This is a genomic window from Citrobacter sp. RHB35-C21, from assembly GCF_013816515.1.
GTDB classification, from domain to species: Bacteria; Pseudomonadota; Gammaproteobacteria; order Enterobacterales; family Enterobacteriaceae; genus Citrobacter; species Citrobacter braakii.
In genome coordinates, this window is sequence record NZ_CP057147.1 from 1,223,802 (window position 1) to 1,239,960 (window position 16,159).

General features: G+C 52.3%; 18 protein-coding genes. 3 read left to right on the plus strand and 15 right to left on the minus strand.

Going from position 1 to position 16,159, the window contains the following annotated elements; all coding sequences use genetic code 11:
• Window positions 1-2 precede the first annotated feature (2 nt).
• The 13 genes from emrA to HVZ39_RS06020 form a co-directional block, all read right to left on the minus strand.
• The gene (gene emrA, locus HVZ39_RS05960) at window positions 3-1,175 is read right to left on the minus strand and encodes a multidrug efflux MFS transporter periplasmic adaptor subunit EmrA (RefSeq protein ID WP_016154158.1); all 1,173 of its coding nucleotides are present in this window, start codon (window positions 1,173-1,175) and stop codon (window positions 3-5) included.
• A 131-nt stretch (window positions 1,176-1,306) separates the two neighbouring features.
• Window positions 1,307-1,837 carry a multidrug efflux transporter EmrAB transcriptional repressor EmrR gene (gene emrR, locus HVZ39_RS05965; RefSeq protein WP_003037300.1) on the minus strand — a complete coding sequence of 177 codons (531 nt, stop codon included), beginning with the start codon at window positions 1,835-1,837 and terminating at the stop codon, window positions 1,307-1,309.
• A 90-nt stretch (window positions 1,838-1,927) separates the two neighbouring features.
• A complete protein-coding gene (ygaH, locus tag HVZ39_RS05970) occupies window positions 1,928-2,263 on the minus strand; it encodes an L-valine transporter subunit YgaH (RefSeq protein ID WP_181633330.1) in 336 nt (111 codons plus the stop codon).
• Window positions 2,253-2,990, minus strand: a complete 738-nt coding sequence (locus HVZ39_RS05975) for an AzlC family ABC transporter permease (protein ID WP_019077531.1) — start codon at window positions 2,988-2,990, stop codon at window positions 2,253-2,255. Before HVZ39_RS05975 ends, ygaH begins: the two co-directional genes overlap by 11 nt.
• 122 nt (window positions 2,991-3,112) lie before the next feature.
• Window positions 3,113-4,297 (minus strand): MFS transporter, encoded by a 1,185-nt coding sequence (locus HVZ39_RS05980; protein ID WP_047358817.1) that lies wholly within the window; start codon window positions 4,295-4,297, stop codon window positions 3,113-3,115.
• Between the two features lie 179 nt (window positions 4,298-4,476).
• Complete coding sequence (proX, locus tag HVZ39_RS05985) at window positions 4,477-5,472, minus strand: glycine betaine/L-proline ABC transporter substrate-binding protein ProX (RefSeq protein WP_016154154.1); 996 nt, start codon at window positions 5,470-5,472, stop codon at window positions 4,477-4,479.
• Between the two features lie 68 nt (window positions 5,473-5,540).
• On the minus strand, window positions 5,541-6,605 hold the full coding sequence (gene proW / locus HVZ39_RS05990; protein ID WP_016157302.1) for a glycine betaine/L-proline ABC transporter permease ProW: 1,065 nt from the start codon (window positions 6,603-6,605) through the stop codon (window positions 5,541-5,543).
• Window positions 6,598-7,800: a glycine betaine/L-proline ABC transporter ATP-binding protein ProV gene (gene proV, locus HVZ39_RS05995; RefSeq protein WP_016157301.1), complete on the minus strand. Its 1,203-nt coding sequence runs from the start codon at window positions 7,798-7,800 to the stop codon at window positions 6,598-6,600. Before proV ends, proW begins: the two co-directional genes overlap by 8 nt.
• Before the next feature lie 354 nt (window positions 7,801-8,154).
• Window positions 8,155-9,114 carry a class 1b ribonucleoside-diphosphate reductase subunit beta gene (gene nrdF, locus HVZ39_RS06000; protein WP_019077528.1) on the minus strand — a complete coding sequence of 320 codons (960 nt, stop codon included), beginning with the start codon at window positions 9,112-9,114 and terminating at the stop codon, window positions 8,155-8,157.
• Window positions 9,115-9,124: 10 nt separating this feature from the next.
• Window positions 9,125-11,269 carry a class 1b ribonucleoside-diphosphate reductase subunit alpha gene (gene nrdE, locus HVZ39_RS06005; protein ID WP_181633331.1) on the minus strand — a complete coding sequence of 715 codons (2,145 nt, stop codon included), beginning with the start codon at window positions 11,267-11,269 and terminating at the stop codon, window positions 9,125-9,127.
• On the minus strand, window positions 11,242-11,652 hold the full coding sequence (gene nrdI / locus HVZ39_RS06010; RefSeq protein ID WP_016157298.1) for a class Ib ribonucleoside-diphosphate reductase assembly flavoprotein NrdI: 411 nt from the start codon (window positions 11,650-11,652) through the stop codon (window positions 11,242-11,244). The genes nrdE and nrdI overlap by 28 nt, the downstream gene beginning before the upstream one ends.
• Entirely contained in the window at window positions 11,649-11,894 is a 246-nt protein-coding gene (gene nrdH / locus HVZ39_RS06015; protein ID WP_016157297.1) for a glutaredoxin-like protein NrdH, read from the minus strand. Before nrdH ends, nrdI begins: the two co-directional genes overlap by 4 nt.
• Window positions 11,895-12,119: 225 nt before the next feature.
• Window positions 12,120-12,551, minus strand: coding sequence for a carboxymuconolactone decarboxylase family protein (locus HVZ39_RS06020; RefSeq protein WP_131346641.1), 432 nt, complete (start codon window positions 12,549-12,551; stop codon window positions 12,120-12,122).
• 90 nt (window positions 12,552-12,641) lie between these two features.
• Here HVZ39_RS06020 and HVZ39_RS06025 point away from each other — a divergent pair, with 90 nt between their 5' ends.
• Together HVZ39_RS06025 and HVZ39_RS06030 are read left to right on the plus strand one after the other, a co-directional pair.
• Window positions 12,642-13,976, plus strand: coding sequence for a PLP-dependent aminotransferase family protein (locus HVZ39_RS06025; RefSeq protein ID WP_181633332.1), 1,335 nt, complete (start codon window positions 12,642-12,644; stop codon window positions 13,974-13,976).
• A gap of 124 nt (window positions 13,977-14,100) precedes the next feature.
• Window positions 14,101-14,451: a DUF2002 family protein gene (locus tag HVZ39_RS06030; RefSeq protein WP_016154145.1), complete on the plus strand. Its 351-nt coding sequence runs from the start codon at window positions 14,101-14,103 to the stop codon at window positions 14,449-14,451.
• A 36-nt stretch (window positions 14,452-14,487) separates the two neighbouring features.
• On the opposite strand, the gene alaE is transcribed toward HVZ39_RS06030, so the two are convergent.
• Entirely contained in the window at window positions 14,488-14,937 is a 450-nt protein-coding gene (alaE, locus tag HVZ39_RS06035; protein ID WP_016154144.1) for an L-alanine exporter AlaE, read from the minus strand.
• A gap of 557 nt (window positions 14,938-15,494) precedes the next feature.
• Here alaE and stpA point away from each other — a divergent pair.
• Complete coding sequence (stpA, locus tag HVZ39_RS06040) at window positions 15,495-15,896, plus strand: DNA-binding protein StpA (protein ID WP_019077523.1); 402 nt, start codon at window positions 15,495-15,497, stop codon at window positions 15,894-15,896.
• A gap of 36 nt (window positions 15,897-15,932) precedes the next feature.
• On the opposite strand, the gene HVZ39_RS06045 is transcribed toward stpA, so the two are convergent.
• Window positions 15,933-16,112, minus strand: coding sequence for a hypothetical protein (locus HVZ39_RS06045; RefSeq protein WP_016154141.1), 180 nt, complete (start codon window positions 16,110-16,112; stop codon window positions 15,933-15,935).
• Between the last annotated feature and the right edge of the window lie 47 nt (window positions 16,113-16,159).

Consider the following 16,159-nt stretch of genomic DNA (forward strand, 5'->3'; position numbering starts at 1 on the left):
AATTAGCCCGCGTTGGCCTGCACGATCTCTTCGATCATCTTATTGACCGGAGCAAGGTTGATTTCCCGTGCATTACTTTCTGATACCGGCGTGGTGCGAACCTGGCTTGCCAGAATTTGTCCGTCACGATTTGAGGTATCTACCGTAACCAGCGTAGATAAACCGATACGCAGCGGATGCTGCGCCAGCTGCTGTGCATCCAGTTCAATACGCACCGGCAGACGCTGGACGACTTTGATCCAGTTACCCGTTGCGTTTTGTGCTGGCAGCAGGGAAAAGGCGCTGCCCGTACCCATATCCAGCCCGACAACCTTACCGGTATATTTCACGTCATCGCCGTAAATATCGCTGATCACGGTCGCCGGTTGACCGATACGCATGTGCGCGAGCTGTGTTTCTTTGAAGTTGGCATCCACCCACAGGTTAGTGGCTGGAACGACCGCCATCAGCGGCGTGGTCGGGCTAATTTGCGCTCCCGGCTGCACGGAACGACGGGAAACATAGCCAGTCATTGGGCTGACGATTCGGGTTCGTTCCAGCGCCAGCCAGGCATTGCGCACTTCAGTGGCCGCCTGTTGCACGGCGGGCTGGTCTTCCAGCTTACTGCCGAGAATCATCGCCTGGTTGGCATTATATTGTTGGATAGCAACATCAAGCTGAGCCTGAGCGCTGGCGACGGCATCACGCGCATGTTGCAGCTCTTCGCGGCCAATCAGGTTGGCGTTGCCCAGCGGGACACGGCGATTAAAGTCGCTTTGTGCCTGCGCCAGCGCGGTTCTCTGCACTTCAATGCTTGCCTGTAACTGCTTGCTATTGATCATCAACTGGTGCGTCTGACGCACGCTGGAAGCCAGCGCAGTTTTGGCTTTTTCAAATGCCTGCTTTGCGTCCGTCTGGTCGAGGGTGACCAGTACATCGCCTTGTTTTACAAAGTCCGTGTTATCAGCCCAGACTTTCGTCACGCTGCCTGATACCTGCGCCATGATTTGAACCTGGTTCCCTGCCACGTACGCATCGTCTGTCTCTTCGACATGACGCAGTACTAAAAACCAATAAATCCCATATGCCACGGCAATAATAATAAAGAGCAAGGTCAGAAGGAGCAGCATACTTTTACGTTTGCCATTCTTCTTGACCGGTTGCTGCGGGGTTTGAGTCTCCGCATTTACGCTCATGTTGTTCTCCACGATCTTCTTTTTTTTTCACATCGGCTGAGCCGACCTGTTTATCAGACAGGCCAGCAGTATGCGTGCTGGCCTGTCGGTTTTTTCATTTATAAATCTGGATTTCTGAGCGAGTCGGCGCGTTAGCGCAACGCTTCTAATACCGCGCCATCCTGCTCCATCTGGTCAAGACGGGTCAGAAGTTTACGGGTAATTTGCTCAAGCTGATCTTTTTCGGTGGTGCTGAGAGATGACCAAAGCTGATGCAGGCAGTTATGCTGAGGCGGTAACACCTCTTGCAAAAATGCGTGGCCTTTCTCGGTCAATTGCAGATGCAGACAGCGGCGATCGTTATCGCTTTCGCGACGTTCGATCCAGCCACGTTTTTCTAACTCATCCGCAATGCGGGTTGCGTTAGTGCGTGACGAGCCAAGCGCGCAACTCAGTTCAGAAGGCTGAATACTGTGGTTTTCCTGAGACTCCAGCGTAATCAACGCCATAAACAATGTCTCGTTAATCCCTTGAGCTTTCAGCATCTTATTGCGGTTTTCCAGCAGCTTGCCCTGCATGTGCATGCATAGACGAGTCAGAAGCACTTCCTGATAAGGGAACTCTTCGTAGCGGCTGGCGCGAAATTTTAGCATTTGTTCAATGGGCGTAAACGAACTATCCATTTGGGTATAACCTCATTAATTTCAGCCGATATAGTAACGACAGTGACAAATAAAGTAAATGTATTATTTATTTAAAATGATTGTTTTTATCTATAAGACAATCAGCATTTTCCAGGCTAATCCATAGCCCAGAGCACTCAGTAAGGTTGGAATGATGATGCTGCGGGTCTTATAGAAGCTTGCGCCCAGTATGACAAACCCCACCAGCGTAGGCACGAACCGACGAGAGTCGTGCATCACTTCTGGCGCGGTAGACACCACCAACAGGGCGCAAATTGATGCAATGCCAATGGTGTCGAGTAATATGCCCGTCGCGCCGCGCTTCGTCGGGCGAACATTCCCCACTCCAAGACGGAGCGGCAAATAACGAAAACAGTAGTTAACGCAGCCAACCAACAGGCCAAGCAGCAGGATCTCATAGCTCATCGGGACCTCCCTGCCAAAATGACTGGATAAGAGCCGTCAGACATCCGCAGACAATGCCTGCAAGGATGGCGGCAGGAATGGAAAACAGCATGACGCCAGCCAGCGCGCCGGCCAGTGCTGCAGTTACACAAAGTGCTTGTTGACGCTGGAAAGAGGCGAGCAGGAAGCTCATGAACAGCGCCGGGAGCATGAAGCCCAACGCCGCTTCAACTGCCGGGTAATCCTTGAGTAAACCACTACCGGAAAACGCGCCGATCACCGTGCCAAACACCCAGGAGGCCCAGGAGCATAGCGCAATGCCGATCATCCAGTTTTCACTCCAGCGCCGGTTATCCCGTACCAGCTTCGCCGTGGCGGCGGCAAAGACTTCATCGGTGAGGCCAAAGGCCCACAGCGCGCTTTTGGGTTTGCTCAGTCGCTGGGCGATTCGGCTACGCAGGGAAGGTCCGTACAAAACATGGCGTACATCCATGGCCATGACGGTCAGTGCGGCGACCCACAAAGAACTGCCTGCGGCGAGCATTGTGGTGATGACAAACTGGCTGGCTCCCGCATAGATAATGCAGGAGAAAAACACGCTTTCAACCGGAGTAAAGCCAAGGCGAGTGGCATTGAGACCAAATGCAAAAGCGACCGGAATATAGCTGATGACTATTGGCAGGCTGTCTTTGAATCCTTCAGTTAGCGTCGCAGAACTGGGTTCAGACTGGGATATCGGGCTTTCCATAGGGTTATAGGTTTCATTACCGAAATTAATATAACTTGGTTCAATGAGTTATAACCTTAGCAGACTGATGGGCTCCTTAACACCCTGCGGAGCCCAATCAGCGGTAAACATACGCTATATGCTTAATTTACGGCTTCCTGACGGTGATATCCTCGCCACCAGACCAACAGGTTGAGTAGGGCAACGGTCGTACCGGCCAGACAAACGCCAGCCCAACCGGCATGCTGCCAGGCGGAGGCCGAAATCAGCGAACCTGCCGCCCCGCCAATAAAATAGCTGGTCATGTATCCGGCGGTCAGGCGATTACGCGCGTCCGGATGAATGCGATAGATAACCGTCTGGTTGGTGATATGCACACCCTGAACGGTGAGGTCCAGGACCAGGATACCGATAATCAGCATTGGCACGGAACTATGCCCTAACCAGATAGCCCACCAAGAGAGCAGCAGTAATAACAGACCTGTGGTCGTGGTGAGATGTGATTTTCCCTTATCGGCAAAACCACCTGCCGGACGCGCGCCTAACGCCCCTGCGGCCCCTGCCAGGCCAAACAGCCCGATCGTTCCTTCGGAGTAGTTAAACGGCGGCGCGGCGAGCAAAAACGCCATAGAGGTCCAGAGAATACTGAAATTGGCAAAGGTCAGGCAGCCCAACATCGCGCGGGTACGCAGCAATTTATCATGGATAAACAGGCTGAATACGGAGCCTAACAGTTGTGGATAGTTGAGATGAGTATCTGATTTCATCTTCGGCAGACCGCGCCACAGCGCAATCGCCATCAGCGCCATTAATATCGATGCGACCCAAAATACGGTGCGCCAGCCGCCAAGATTGGCCAGTAATCCCGCCACGGTGCGCGCCAGCAGGATACCCAGCAGCAGGCCGCTCATAATGGTGCCGACAACTTTACCGCGCTTATCCGGCGTGGCAAGCGTCGCCGCCAGTGGAACCAGAATCTGTGCCACTACCGAGAACAACCCGGTCAGGGCGGTGCCGAGGATCAGCATGCCCAGCGACTGGCTGCTGGCGGTAATAAGCATGCCGCCTGCCGCTAACAGCGTCATGGAGACGATCAGCATCCGACGTTCAAACATATCGCCAAGCGGTACTAAAAACAGCAGGCCGGCGGCATAGCCGAGCTGGGCCGCGGTGACGATAAAGCCAGCGGTGCTGGCCGATAGCGAAAAGTTACGTGCGATGGTGTCGAGCAGCGGCTGCGCGTAATAGTTACTGGCGACGGCGAGGCCGGTGGCGATAGACATTAACAGGATCAGCGAAGGGCTAAGTCCCTGAGTGGTTTTCGTCATGGTTTTCAACTGAAAAATGGGTTGCAGAAAACAATCATAACGTAAGTGATTAAATGTTGCTGATTTGTTGGGTGATGGATTGTGCGGTTGGGAGGAGGGCGTGTAGGCCGGATAAGGCGCATCGCGCCACCATCCGGCATTGGTGTGATGGCGCTACGCTTATCAGGCCTACGAGGGGGTTATTTCTGCGCAGCCAGCGCTTCTTTCACCCAGCCATCAAACTGTTGCTGGTGGGCTTTGATCCAGCCGTCAACGTGACCCTGCACGTCGGCTTCAGATGCCTTCCCGTCGTGCATCATCGCGTTCTGCGCGTTGATATCTGCCAGCGGCAGCTTCATGACGGCAAACAGTTTCGCCGCAGCCGGGTTTTTCTCCGCCCAGGCTTTGTTGGCGACGATATGCATAGTGTTCACCGGGAAGCCGTAGTTGGCGCCGTTTGGCAGCTTGGTATCAATGTCTTTCTGCTCGCCTGGCAGGGAAGAGAACGGCACCTGCAGCCAGACCACATCTTTACCCGGTTTCATTACGTCGCTCACCCAGTACGGTGTCCAGGTGTAGTAAAGAATGGGTTTGCCTTCTTTAAAGCGGGTAATGGTGTCAGCCATCATCGCCGCATAGTTACCGTGGCTTACCTCGACGGTTTTTTCCAGATCGAAGGCTTTGTTCTGGTGGTTGATCACCGCTTCGCAGCCCCAGCCCGGCGAGCAGCCCATCATGTCTGCTTTTCCGTCGCCGTTGGTGTCAAAGATTTTGGCGATCTTCGGATCTTTTAACTGGGCAATGTTGGTGATTTTATACTGCTCAGCGGTTTTTTTATCGATCAGATAACCTTGCGCGGCACCCGTAACGAATACCCCCTCGCGATAGAACTTTTTGTCTCCGCCCGCTGCGGCATACATATCATCATGCAGCGGCTGCCAGTTCACAGCGGTAAAAGTTGCATCGCCAGAGGCAATGGAGGTATAGCCGACGTTGTAGTCAACTTCGCTTGTTTTGTTAACGGTATAACCCAGTTTCTCCAGCGCACGGGCGACCAGTTGCGTCTGGAAGGATTCTTCAGAGATAGTGCTCTGGATTGGCTGTACAGTGATGCCTTTGCCAGGCAGATCGGCAGCGAAAGTGCTGGTGGAGACAAGGGTGGCAAACGCTGTGGCAATAATGACGTTCTGTCGCATCGTTGTTCCTTAATTATTGGAGGGACGTATAGGCCCGGTAAGCAATGCGCCACCGGGCAACGGGTGAATTACTTCGTGAATGGGCGAGTGATAAGCCCAACGGGACCGGTGGTGTACCAGCGACGGTTACCACGGCTACGGGCGTCACGACCGACAGCCTGCGTCAGGCGGTCGAGAATGATGGCGAGGATCACGATCCCAACCCCGCCGACGGTGGCAAGCCCCATATCCAGACGACCGATTCCGCGCAGAACCATCTGACCCAGTCCGCCGACGGCGATCATCGACGCGATGACGACCATTGAGAGCGCCAGCATCAGCGTCTGGTTGACCCCGGCCATAATGGTAGGCATCGCCAGCGGGAGCTGGACTTTAAACAGCATCTGACGCGGGCTGGCGCCAAATGAGCGCGAGGCTTCAATCAAGTCGGCTGGCACCTGGTTAATCCCCAGAATGGTCAGACGCACGATTGGCGGCAGGGCGAAGATAATCGTCACCACCACGCCCGGGACGTTGCCGATACCAAACAGCATGACGATCGGCACCAGATAGACGAACGCCGGTGTGGTTTGCATGGCGTCCAGCAGCGGACGAACAATTTTTGCCGCCCGTGGACTGCGCGCCAACCAGATCCCCATCGGTAGACCGATCACCACGCAGAACAGCAGCGCGGTTAGTACCAGCGCCAGGGTGATCATGGCCTGCGACCACGCGCCGATGGCCCCGATTGCAATCAATGAAATCAGCGTAGCAACGCCCATTCCAACGCCGGAAATCTGCCAGGCAATCAGAGCGAACAGGATAATCGCCACCGGGGCAGGCATACCCAACAGAAGCTGCTGGAAGCCGTTGAGAATATAATCCACCGGGACTCGAATGCCCTGGAAGACCGGACGGAAATGGGTAACGACCCAGTCGATCCCTTCTGTGACCCAGCTATCCAGCGGGATCAGCGTTTTATGGAACGGATCCATAATATTGAAATGCTCTGGCGCCGGCGCGGGTGCGCTGGTCAGCCAGTCTGCGCCACCGCCGTCAGCTGGCGCGCCTGATGGCGTACTCCAGGCATCGGCGGTTTGTGCGGCACTGTCGGCCGCTGGTGTGGTATCCCACGGATTGGTTTGATCAGCCATTGTTTGCCCCCTCACGATCTAAAGCCTGTAACAGCATGCGTTTTGAAATGATGCCCACATACTGCTGTTCCTCATCAACAACCGGCACCGCGCACGGGGCCTGGCCGACATGAGAAAGCAACTCGCTGAGAGGAGTTTGTGCATCCACGGCTAGCGGCTCATCGATCAATGCCGCTTCAATACCTTGCGCCTGACTTAATGCTGTTTTTAAAGAGTCGATAGAGACAACGCCGACGAATTTATTGCCGCGCTCGATCACGTAACCATATTCGCGATCTTTGTCCTGCAATAATTGCAGCGCTGAACGTGGACCGACCCCGGGCGTTTTACGAATTAAACCTTCAGGGCTACGACGTGAAATATCCTTGGCACTAAAGACCTGGCTAATATCAACGCCGCGGAAGAAGGTGCGTACATAATCATTGGCCGGATTATTCAGGATTTCATCTGGCGTGCCGACCTGGACCACTTCACCGTTTTGCATAATGGCAATTCTGTCGCCAATACGCATAGCTTCGTCGAGATCGTGGGAAATAAAGACCACGGTTCGTTGATGTTTCGCCTGTAGTTTTACCAGTTCATCCTGCATCTCGGTACGAATTAACGGATCGAGGGCAGAAAAGGCCTCATCCATTAATAAGATGTCAGGGTTAATGGCTAATGCACGGGCGAGGCCCACACGCTGGCGCATCCCTCCGGAAAGTTCATCCGGGTATCCGTGAGCATAATTCTCCAGACCAACCTGACGCAGCGCATCTAACGCTTTTTCACGACGTTCATCCGCGCCAACACCGGCTAATTCCATGCCGAATGCCGTATTGTCCAGGACCGTCATGTGCGGCATCAGGGCAAAGGACTGGAAAACCATCGCAATCTTTTTTCTGCGCACCTCGCGAAGCTCAGCATCGGATATCCGGGCGATGTCTACGCCGTCAATCAATACTTGCCCGCGGGTGGGTTCAATCAGGCGATTGAGAAGGCGTACCATTGTGGATTTACCCGAACCGGATAATCCCATGATGACAAATATCTCGCCTTCTTCAATGGCCAGACTGGCGTTCTTAACGCCAAGCGATAGCCCTGTTTTATCCAGAATCTGCTCTTTTGAAAGTCCTTTTTCAATATATTTGAAGGCTCTCTGCGGATGCTCTCCAAATATCTTATAGAGATTTTTAACTTCTAATTTAATTGCCATGCAATAGAATGATTCCTGTTATTTGTTTATATCGATATATTACCTGATGGAAATAGTGACCTTTTTCTACCCTAACATACTGAGAATCTGAGACAACCCTGAATTTGTTTGTGGCACGAATATTGCTGAAGGCCATGTGGCGGGACTTCCCGTGATATAAGGGCTGAGCGCGAATGTGAATGGGGTAATATTTTTTGTAAATGGCAATGAAAAGTCGCCTGAATTGCTGAAATGCAGGCGAATAATGCGGCTGATATTGAGTGTAGATCACACAATTATATTTGCACGACAAAAGTGTGATCCTGTTAAAATATTTCCGCGAAAAATGTACGGTATTTCCCGCGGAAATGAGTGCTAGAAATTCCAGTCGTCGTCTTCGGTTTCGACAGCTTTTCCCATCACGTATGATGAGCCGGAACCCGAGAAGAAATCGTGGTTTTCGTCAGCGTTGGGCGACAGCGCGGCAAGGATTGCCGGGTTAACCTCCGCCATTTCTGGCGGGAATAATGCCTCATATCCCAAATTCATTAATGCCTTATTGGCGTTGTAGCAAAGGAAGGCTTTGACGTCATCCACCCAGCCGGTTTCTGCATACAATTCTTCCGTATAACGCGCTTCGTTATCATACAATTCCATCAGCAGATCGAGGGCAAAATTCTTTAACTCCTCGCGTGCGGATTCAGAAATGTGCTCCAGACCTTTTTGATATTTATAACCAATGTAATACCCGTGAACGGCTTCATCACGAATGATCAGACGAATGAGATCGGCGGTATTGGTCAGTTTTCCGCGGCTGGAGAAATACATTGGCAACCAGAAGCCGGAATAGAACAGAAAGGATTCCAGAAACACGCTGGCAATTTTTTTCTTCAACGGTTCGTCGCTGGCGTAATGTGTCAAAACGATCTGCGCCTTGCGCTGGAGTGGGGTATTTTCTTCACTCCACGCGTAAGCCGCATCCACGTCTTTGGTCTGGCAAAGTGTGGAGAAAATTGAGCTGTACGAACGGGCGTGCACCGCTTCCATAAAGCTGATATTCGATAGCACCGCCTCTTCATGCGGCGTTAACGAATCGGCCATCAATGCTGGCGCACCGGCTATGTTCTGAATAGTGTCGAGCAGCGTCAGCCCGGTAAAAACGCGGATAGTCAGCTGCTGTTCGGCGGCGTTCAACGTTTGCCAGGCCGGGATATCGTTGGAGAGCGGGACCTTTTCCGGTAGCCAGAAGTTACTGGTCAGGCGATTCCAAACCTCGAGATCTTTATCATCCTCAATCTTGTTCCAGTTGATGGCACTCACGCGGGATAATGTCATGTTGTCCTCCTTACAGCGCGCATGACACGCAACCTTCGATTTCGGTTCCTTCCAGCGCCAACTGGCGTAGTCGGATGTAGTACAGCGATTTGATGCCCTTACGCCAGGCATAAATCTGCGCTTTGTTGATATCGCGAGTGGTGGCGGTATCGGGGAAAAAGAGCGTCAGTGAAAGCCCCTGATCGACATGCCGCGTTGCTTCAGCGTAGGTATCAATGATTTTTTGTGGACCAATCTCGTAGGCATCCTGATACAAGGCCAGATTCTCATTGGTCATAAACGGGGCAGGGTAGTAAACGCGCCCGGTTTTGCCCTCTTTGCGAATCTCCACTTTTGACACGATCGGGTGAATGCTTGATGTCGCATGGTTGATGTAGGAGATAGAACCCGTTGGCGGAACCGCTTGTAAATTCTGGTTATAAATGCCGTAGCGCATGACATCTTCACGCAGCTGCGACCACATTTCACGCGTTGGCAGCGTAATGCCGCTGGCGGCAAACAGTGTGCGAACCTTGGCGGTTTTTGGCTGCCAGTCGCCCTGCAGATACTGGTTAAAATACTCACCGCTGGCGTAGCGGGACTGCCTGAATCCGGCAAAAGTTTTGCCGCGTTCCCGGGCGAGCTTCATCGACGTATTCAGCGCATGCCAGGTGATGGTGTAGAAATAGAGATTGGTGAAATCCAGCCCTTCAGGTGAGCCGTAGGCGATACCTTCCCGTGCCAGATACCCGTGCAGGTTCATCTGCCCAAGACCGATAGCGTGCGATGCGCTGTTCCCGGCCTCAATTGAGGGTACGCTGCGGATATGGCTCATGTCCGAAACGGCCGTTAAACCGCGAACCGCCGTTTCCACTGTGCGACCAAAGTCTGGCGAATCCATGGTATGAGCGATATTCAACGAGCCGAGGTTGCAGGAGATATCGTGCCCTGTTTGTGCGTAATTGAGGTTTTCATCGTAGGTGGAAGCGCTGTTAACCTGCAAAATCTCTGAGCACAGGTTGCTCATATTGATACGACCGGCAATTGGATTAGCGCGATTCACCGTGTCTTCAAACATGATGTAAGGGTAGCCGGACTCGAACTGGATCTCGGCCAGCCGCTGGAAGAAATCGCGGGCGTTAATGTATTTTTTGCGCACTCGTTTGTCGGCAACCAGTTCGTCATACCGTTCAGTTACGGCGATATCACCGAATGGTTTGCCGTAAATGCGTTCCACGTCATACGGTGAAAACAGCGCCATTTGGGCATTTTCTTTGGCTAACTGGAAGGTGACATCCGGGATCACCACACCAAGCGAGAGCGTTTTGATACGGATTTTCTCGTCGGCGTTTTCACGTTTGGTATCGAGAAAACGCAAAATATCCGGATGATGCGCGTGCAGATACACCGCGCCCGCACCCTGACGCGCCCCTAATTGATTCGCATAAGAAAACGCATCCTCCAGCATTTTCATTACCGGGATCACCCCAGAGGACTGGTTCTCAATGCGCTTAATGGGCGCACCCGCCTCACGCAGGTTAGAGAGCAAAAATGCCACGCCGCCGCCGCGTTTGGAGAGTTGCAGCGCCGAGTTGACCGCCCGTCCAATTGACCCCATGTTGTCTTCAATGCGTAACAGGAAGCAGGAAACCAGCTCGCCGCGTTGCTGTTTACCGCAGTTTAAAAAGGTTGGCGTGGCGGGTTGAAAACGCCCGGAGAGCATTTCATCGGTCAGTTGCAGAGCGAGCGCTTCATCGCCCTGCGCCAGCGTGAGCGCCACCATCGTTACGCGATCCTCAAAGTCTTCGAGATAGCGCTTCCCGTCGAACGTTTTCAGCGTATAGCTGGTGTAGAACTTCCATGCGCCGAGGAACGTCTGGAAACGGAATCCGCTGGCGTGGGCGTGGGCGAATAGCTTCAGCACAAACGCGCGATCGTAGCGGGCTAACACGCTGGCATCGTAATAGCCTTCATCCACCAACGTGTCCAGACGCGCCTGCTGGCTGGCAAACGCCACCGAGTTGGGGCGGACGTGGGCGGTAAAGAATGCTTCCACCGCCTGATGGTCTTTGTCGAACTGAATGCGCCCGGCCTTATCGTACAGATTCAGCATGGCGTTCAGGGCGTGATAATCCAGCGTCTGCTGTTCTACACGTTCTGCGGTTGTCGTTGCCAAAATTCGCTCACTCCTTTTTGCACGTTGTCGATATCGCTTTGGGTGCCCATCAGCTCAAAGCGATAGAGCCACGGCACGCCGCATTTTTGTGAGATGACATCACCCGCGCGACCGTAGGCGTCCCCGAAATTGCGATTGCCGGAGGCGATCACTCCACGGATTAACGCCCGGTTGTGCGTATCGTTTAAAAAGCGGATCACCTGTCTCGGGACCGCGCCAGCTGTACCGCCGCCACCGTAGGAGGGCACGATTAAAATGTAAGGTTCGTCTACCCGGATCCGCTCGCGTTCGTTAAGCGGAATGCGGATGGCAGGCAGCCCCAGACGCTGCATGAAGCGGTGCGTATTTTCGGAGCTGCTGGAAAAGTAGACGAGCTGACTCATGCGCTGGCCACTTGAGGAGCCGGGCGCAGACGGTTGATCATGTCCGGGCGAAATCCTGACCAACTGGTTTCCCCTGCGACCACGACCGGTAACTGACGAAAGCCTTGATCGCGCAGGCGATCAGCCATATCGGGGTGTAAATCGACGTTTACCATCTCAAAGTCAAACCCGCGGCTTTCCATCGCCCGCTTAGTGGCGTGGCACTGAACACAGTTGTTACGAGTGTAAATAACAATGCGCATGATTCGTATTTCCATCTAAAAGTAAAAGAATGACGCGATAGAGGGCGTCAGGTTGTGTGTGTCTTGATAGAGGAGATACTAGATGTAGTTTTAAAAAGATTCAACCATACAAGATATGGTAATTTTAGATTGATGAGGGCCTGGGTGATGAGCGTGACGGAGGAAGTGATAGAAACTATGGCAGGTTGCCGGATGGCGTTTATGTCGCCATCCGGCAGCGCAGAATCACATGCGCATCCCTACCGCCAGACGGTTAAAGCAGTTCATCAGGCTAATAGCAAACGTCAGATCGCTAATCTCTTTCGCGCTAAAATGGTTGAGCAGCGGCAGATAAACGTCATCTTCGGCATGGGTGCTGGCTATATGGGTGACGGATTCGGCCCACGCCAGCGCCGCACGCTCCTGCTCGCTGAAGTGATGACTCACCCGCCAGCCTGCCAGCGCGTCCAGTTTGGCCTGTGCAACACCGGATTTGCGCAGCGCCTTACTGTGCATTTCCAGGCAAAAGGCGCAGCCGTTGATTTGCGAGACTCGCAGGTAAATCAGTTCCGTCAGCGTAGGTTCCAGCGCGCAGTTTTCCAGCGCTTTGCTGGCCTGAACCAAAGCGTTATAGATTTCTGGACTGAGTTCATAATAGGGCTGGCGTAACATTGTCATGGTATTTCTCCTCGTTTGGATGACCCGCAATGTAGCACTATAATGGACTGCTACAGAGAGCCATATTGTTGCCAAAAAAGCAGACCATAAATGCCACGCTATCAGCAAATCGCCCGTCAGTTAAAAAACGCCATTGAGAAAGGTGAACTAAAGCCAGGCACAAGATTGCCCTCCAGTCGGACCTGGGCCCAGGAGCAGGGGGTATCACGTTCGACGGTGGAAAATGCCTATGCAGATCTGGTGGCGCAGGGCTGGCTCACGCGGCGCGGGCAGGCAGGAACATTTGTCAGTGAGCAACTGCGACCGGAAAACGCACCTGTGTCTCCCGCTATCTTCGCCGGAGAAAACCCCAGGCCGCAGCCTTTTCAGATGGGATTACCCGCACTCGATCTCTTCCCGCGGGACGTCTGGGCGCGGGTGATGGGGCGGCGTTTACGCACCCAAACGCGTTTTGACCTGGCCGTGGGCGATGTTTGCGGCGAACGGGTGTTACGTCAGGCGATTGTCGATTACCTACGCGTCTCACGCAGTATTGAGTGCCAGCCGGAGCAGATTTTTATTACTTCAGGTTACGCGGCATCAATGACGTTAATCCTGCGCGCTCTGTCTCAACCCGGTGAGGGGATGTGGGTCGAAGATCCTGGCTTTCCGTTGATTCACCCCGTGGTGGCTCAGGAGCGCATTGAGCTGATGCCGGTGGCAGTTGATGCCGATGGCCTGGATGTCTGCGCTGGGATCCGTGACTACCCGCAGGCGCGTTTTGTGCTGCTCACACCCGCACACCAAAGTCCGCTGGGCGTCGCCCTGTCATTAGACCGTCGCCACCAACTGCTTGAATGGGCGACTCGGGCGCAGGCGTGGATCATTGAAGATGATTACGACAGTGAATTTCGCTACCACGGTAAACCGTTGCCGCCGCTAAAAAGTCTGGATGCGCCCCAGCGGGTGATTTATGCCGGAACGTTCAGCAAATCGATGTTTCCGGCTTTGCGCACGGCATGGCTGGTGGTACCCCTGACTCAGGTCGAACATTTTCGTCAGCAGGCGGCGCTAACGGCCTGTAGCGTTCCGGTTTTATGGCAGCAAACGCTGGCGGATTTTATGCAAGATGGCCACTTCTGGCGGCACTTAAAACGTATGCGCCAGAATTATGCCCTGCGACGTCAATGGATGGAAAACGCGCTGAGCGAACAAGGATTTAACGTCATTCCTCAGGAAGGAGGGATTCAGCTGGTGATAACTGTCGACGGAGATGATGTTGCGCTAGTGCGCAAAGCGAATCAGGTCGGGCTGGCGGTTCAGGCGTTAAGCCGCTGGCGAATAACTTCAGCAGGAAAGGGGGGAATATTGCTGTCGTTTACCAACATCAGCTCGGTGGAAATGGCGCAGCAGGCGGCGTATCAACTGCGGATGTCGCTGACATAATTCTGCGCGGTTCTTAAGATATTCGTCCCACCATCGCCACTCGTTTATGGACTTTTCTGAAAGCGTTGCTAATGCTGAATCAGGTAAGGTAAGCCCGCAGTAAAAAAGATAACGAGGAAAATATATGTATTTACGACCTGATGAGGTGGCGCGCGTACTTGAAAAAGTGGGCTTTACCGTCGATGTAGTGACGCAAAAAACGTACGGCTATCGTCGTGGCGAAAATTATGTGTACGTTAACCGTGAAGCACGTATGGGACGTACCGCATTAGTTATCCATCCCACGCTAAAAGAGCGCAGCTCTTCGCTGGCGGAACCTGCGACGGATATTAAAACCTGCGATCACTACCAGCAATTCCCGCTATATTTAGCCGGAGAGACTCACGAACATTATGGTATTCCGCACGGCTTCAGTTCGCGAATTGCGCTTGAGCGTTATCTGAGTGGGTTGTTTGGCGACGTTAGTTCAAACTAATAATGCGACTGGCAGGGCCAGTCGCGAAGAGATCTGTCAGGCTTTAGCCTGGTGATAGCTGCTGACCTTAAACAGGCGGCGGCAATAATCAAGAAAGTAGCCATAGACCGCGCCCATCAGCATTGATACCACGATGTTCGAACTTACTGCAGCCGTAATCTGGTGCCAGTCTGCGCCAACCGTCAATAGAATAATCACATACACTGGTGACTGGAAGGTGACATAAGCCAGCACGTCCGCCAGGTTTTTCCCCCATCCTGCTTGCGTGGCTTTACGCGCCGCGCGCATAAACAAATCGCGATACATGCCGTATGGCCACGCGATCAGGATGTTGACGGGGATAGCCACCAGTCTGGAGTACAGAGACTGTTCGAAGCTCATTCCTGAAAGGAATATTTCGATCAACATGTTCACGACAGAACAATAAACAACCATCGCGAACGTGTCTGCTACTGCATGACGCAAGCGTGACTGCGGAGAGAACATGTTAATGCTCCTTGTAAAAAGGGAAAAAAAGGTTTTGAATACCTTCTTGCTAGTGATTTGTCTTGTTGCTTTCGCGTTTGAATAGGATATCTGCCTGGATAATAACTAGCAACTAGCTTAAAATTTTTATTTATTACCTTTTTGTCGATAAAATGCTCTGCAATGGTTTGTTTTTTGTTCGTTTTGGTATTTTCGTTGCTGATTTAATTAAAGGCATTTTAGATCAATGGGTTATGGAAATTTGTTTTTCTGAATTTTTTGCGCTCCTTTTCTCAATGTTGACTAATGTGCAATATGTATACGCACCGGCTCCGCGCGATGTTGTGGCCTGTTTCTCGACTGATACCCTGAGACTCCTTGCAGGTATATTTATAGCGACTAGCAGAGGAATAGAATATATCGCATAGGCGATGTCAAAATGGATGCTATAAATACACGAATTAGCTTTTTTGATTAGTAATATGCGAATAAATTAGACTGGAAATATAATAAGCAGTTGCATACAATATTTAGGGTAATACCGTTTTTATGTTTTACGTTAAAGAGGTTTTGTTAATATGAGTTCAATGTTAAAAAACTTAAATAATATCCGCTCGCTGCGTGCAATGGCTCGTGAATTTTCCGTTGATGTGCTGGAAGATATGCTTGAAAAATTTAGGGTAGTGACCAAAGAACGCCGTGATGAAGAAGAACAACTACAGCGCCAACGTGCAGAACAGCAGGAAAAAATTAATACTTTGCTGGCGCTGATGCAGGCAGACGGGATCAATCCGGAAGAGCTGCTGAGCATGACGCCTGCGACGGCACGTTCAGTTAAAAAACGTCAGCCGCGCCCGGCGAAATATCGTTTTACCGATCTCAATGGTGAAACAAAAACATGGACCGGACAGGGTCGCACACCGAAGCCAATTGCCCAGGCACTGGCTGCCGGTAAATCTCTTGATGACTTTTTGATCTGATTATTAATGCGGTGAGGGCGACCTCACCGCTTATTTTCAGCAAACGCCAAAATCACCCTCTTCGGTATATCGCGTCACGTCAGCTGCTTTTAGCGTGAATTTTTCGCCGCTTTCATTACTGGCGTGTACCGCCACAATGTGATCGCCATTGACTTCGACAACTTTCAGTTTAGGTCCACCCATGCGTGGTTGAACCAGATCGCCAGGTTTAAACATATTGCTCTCCTTTATTTATCGCAGAACTCACCATAGATCACGTCAAT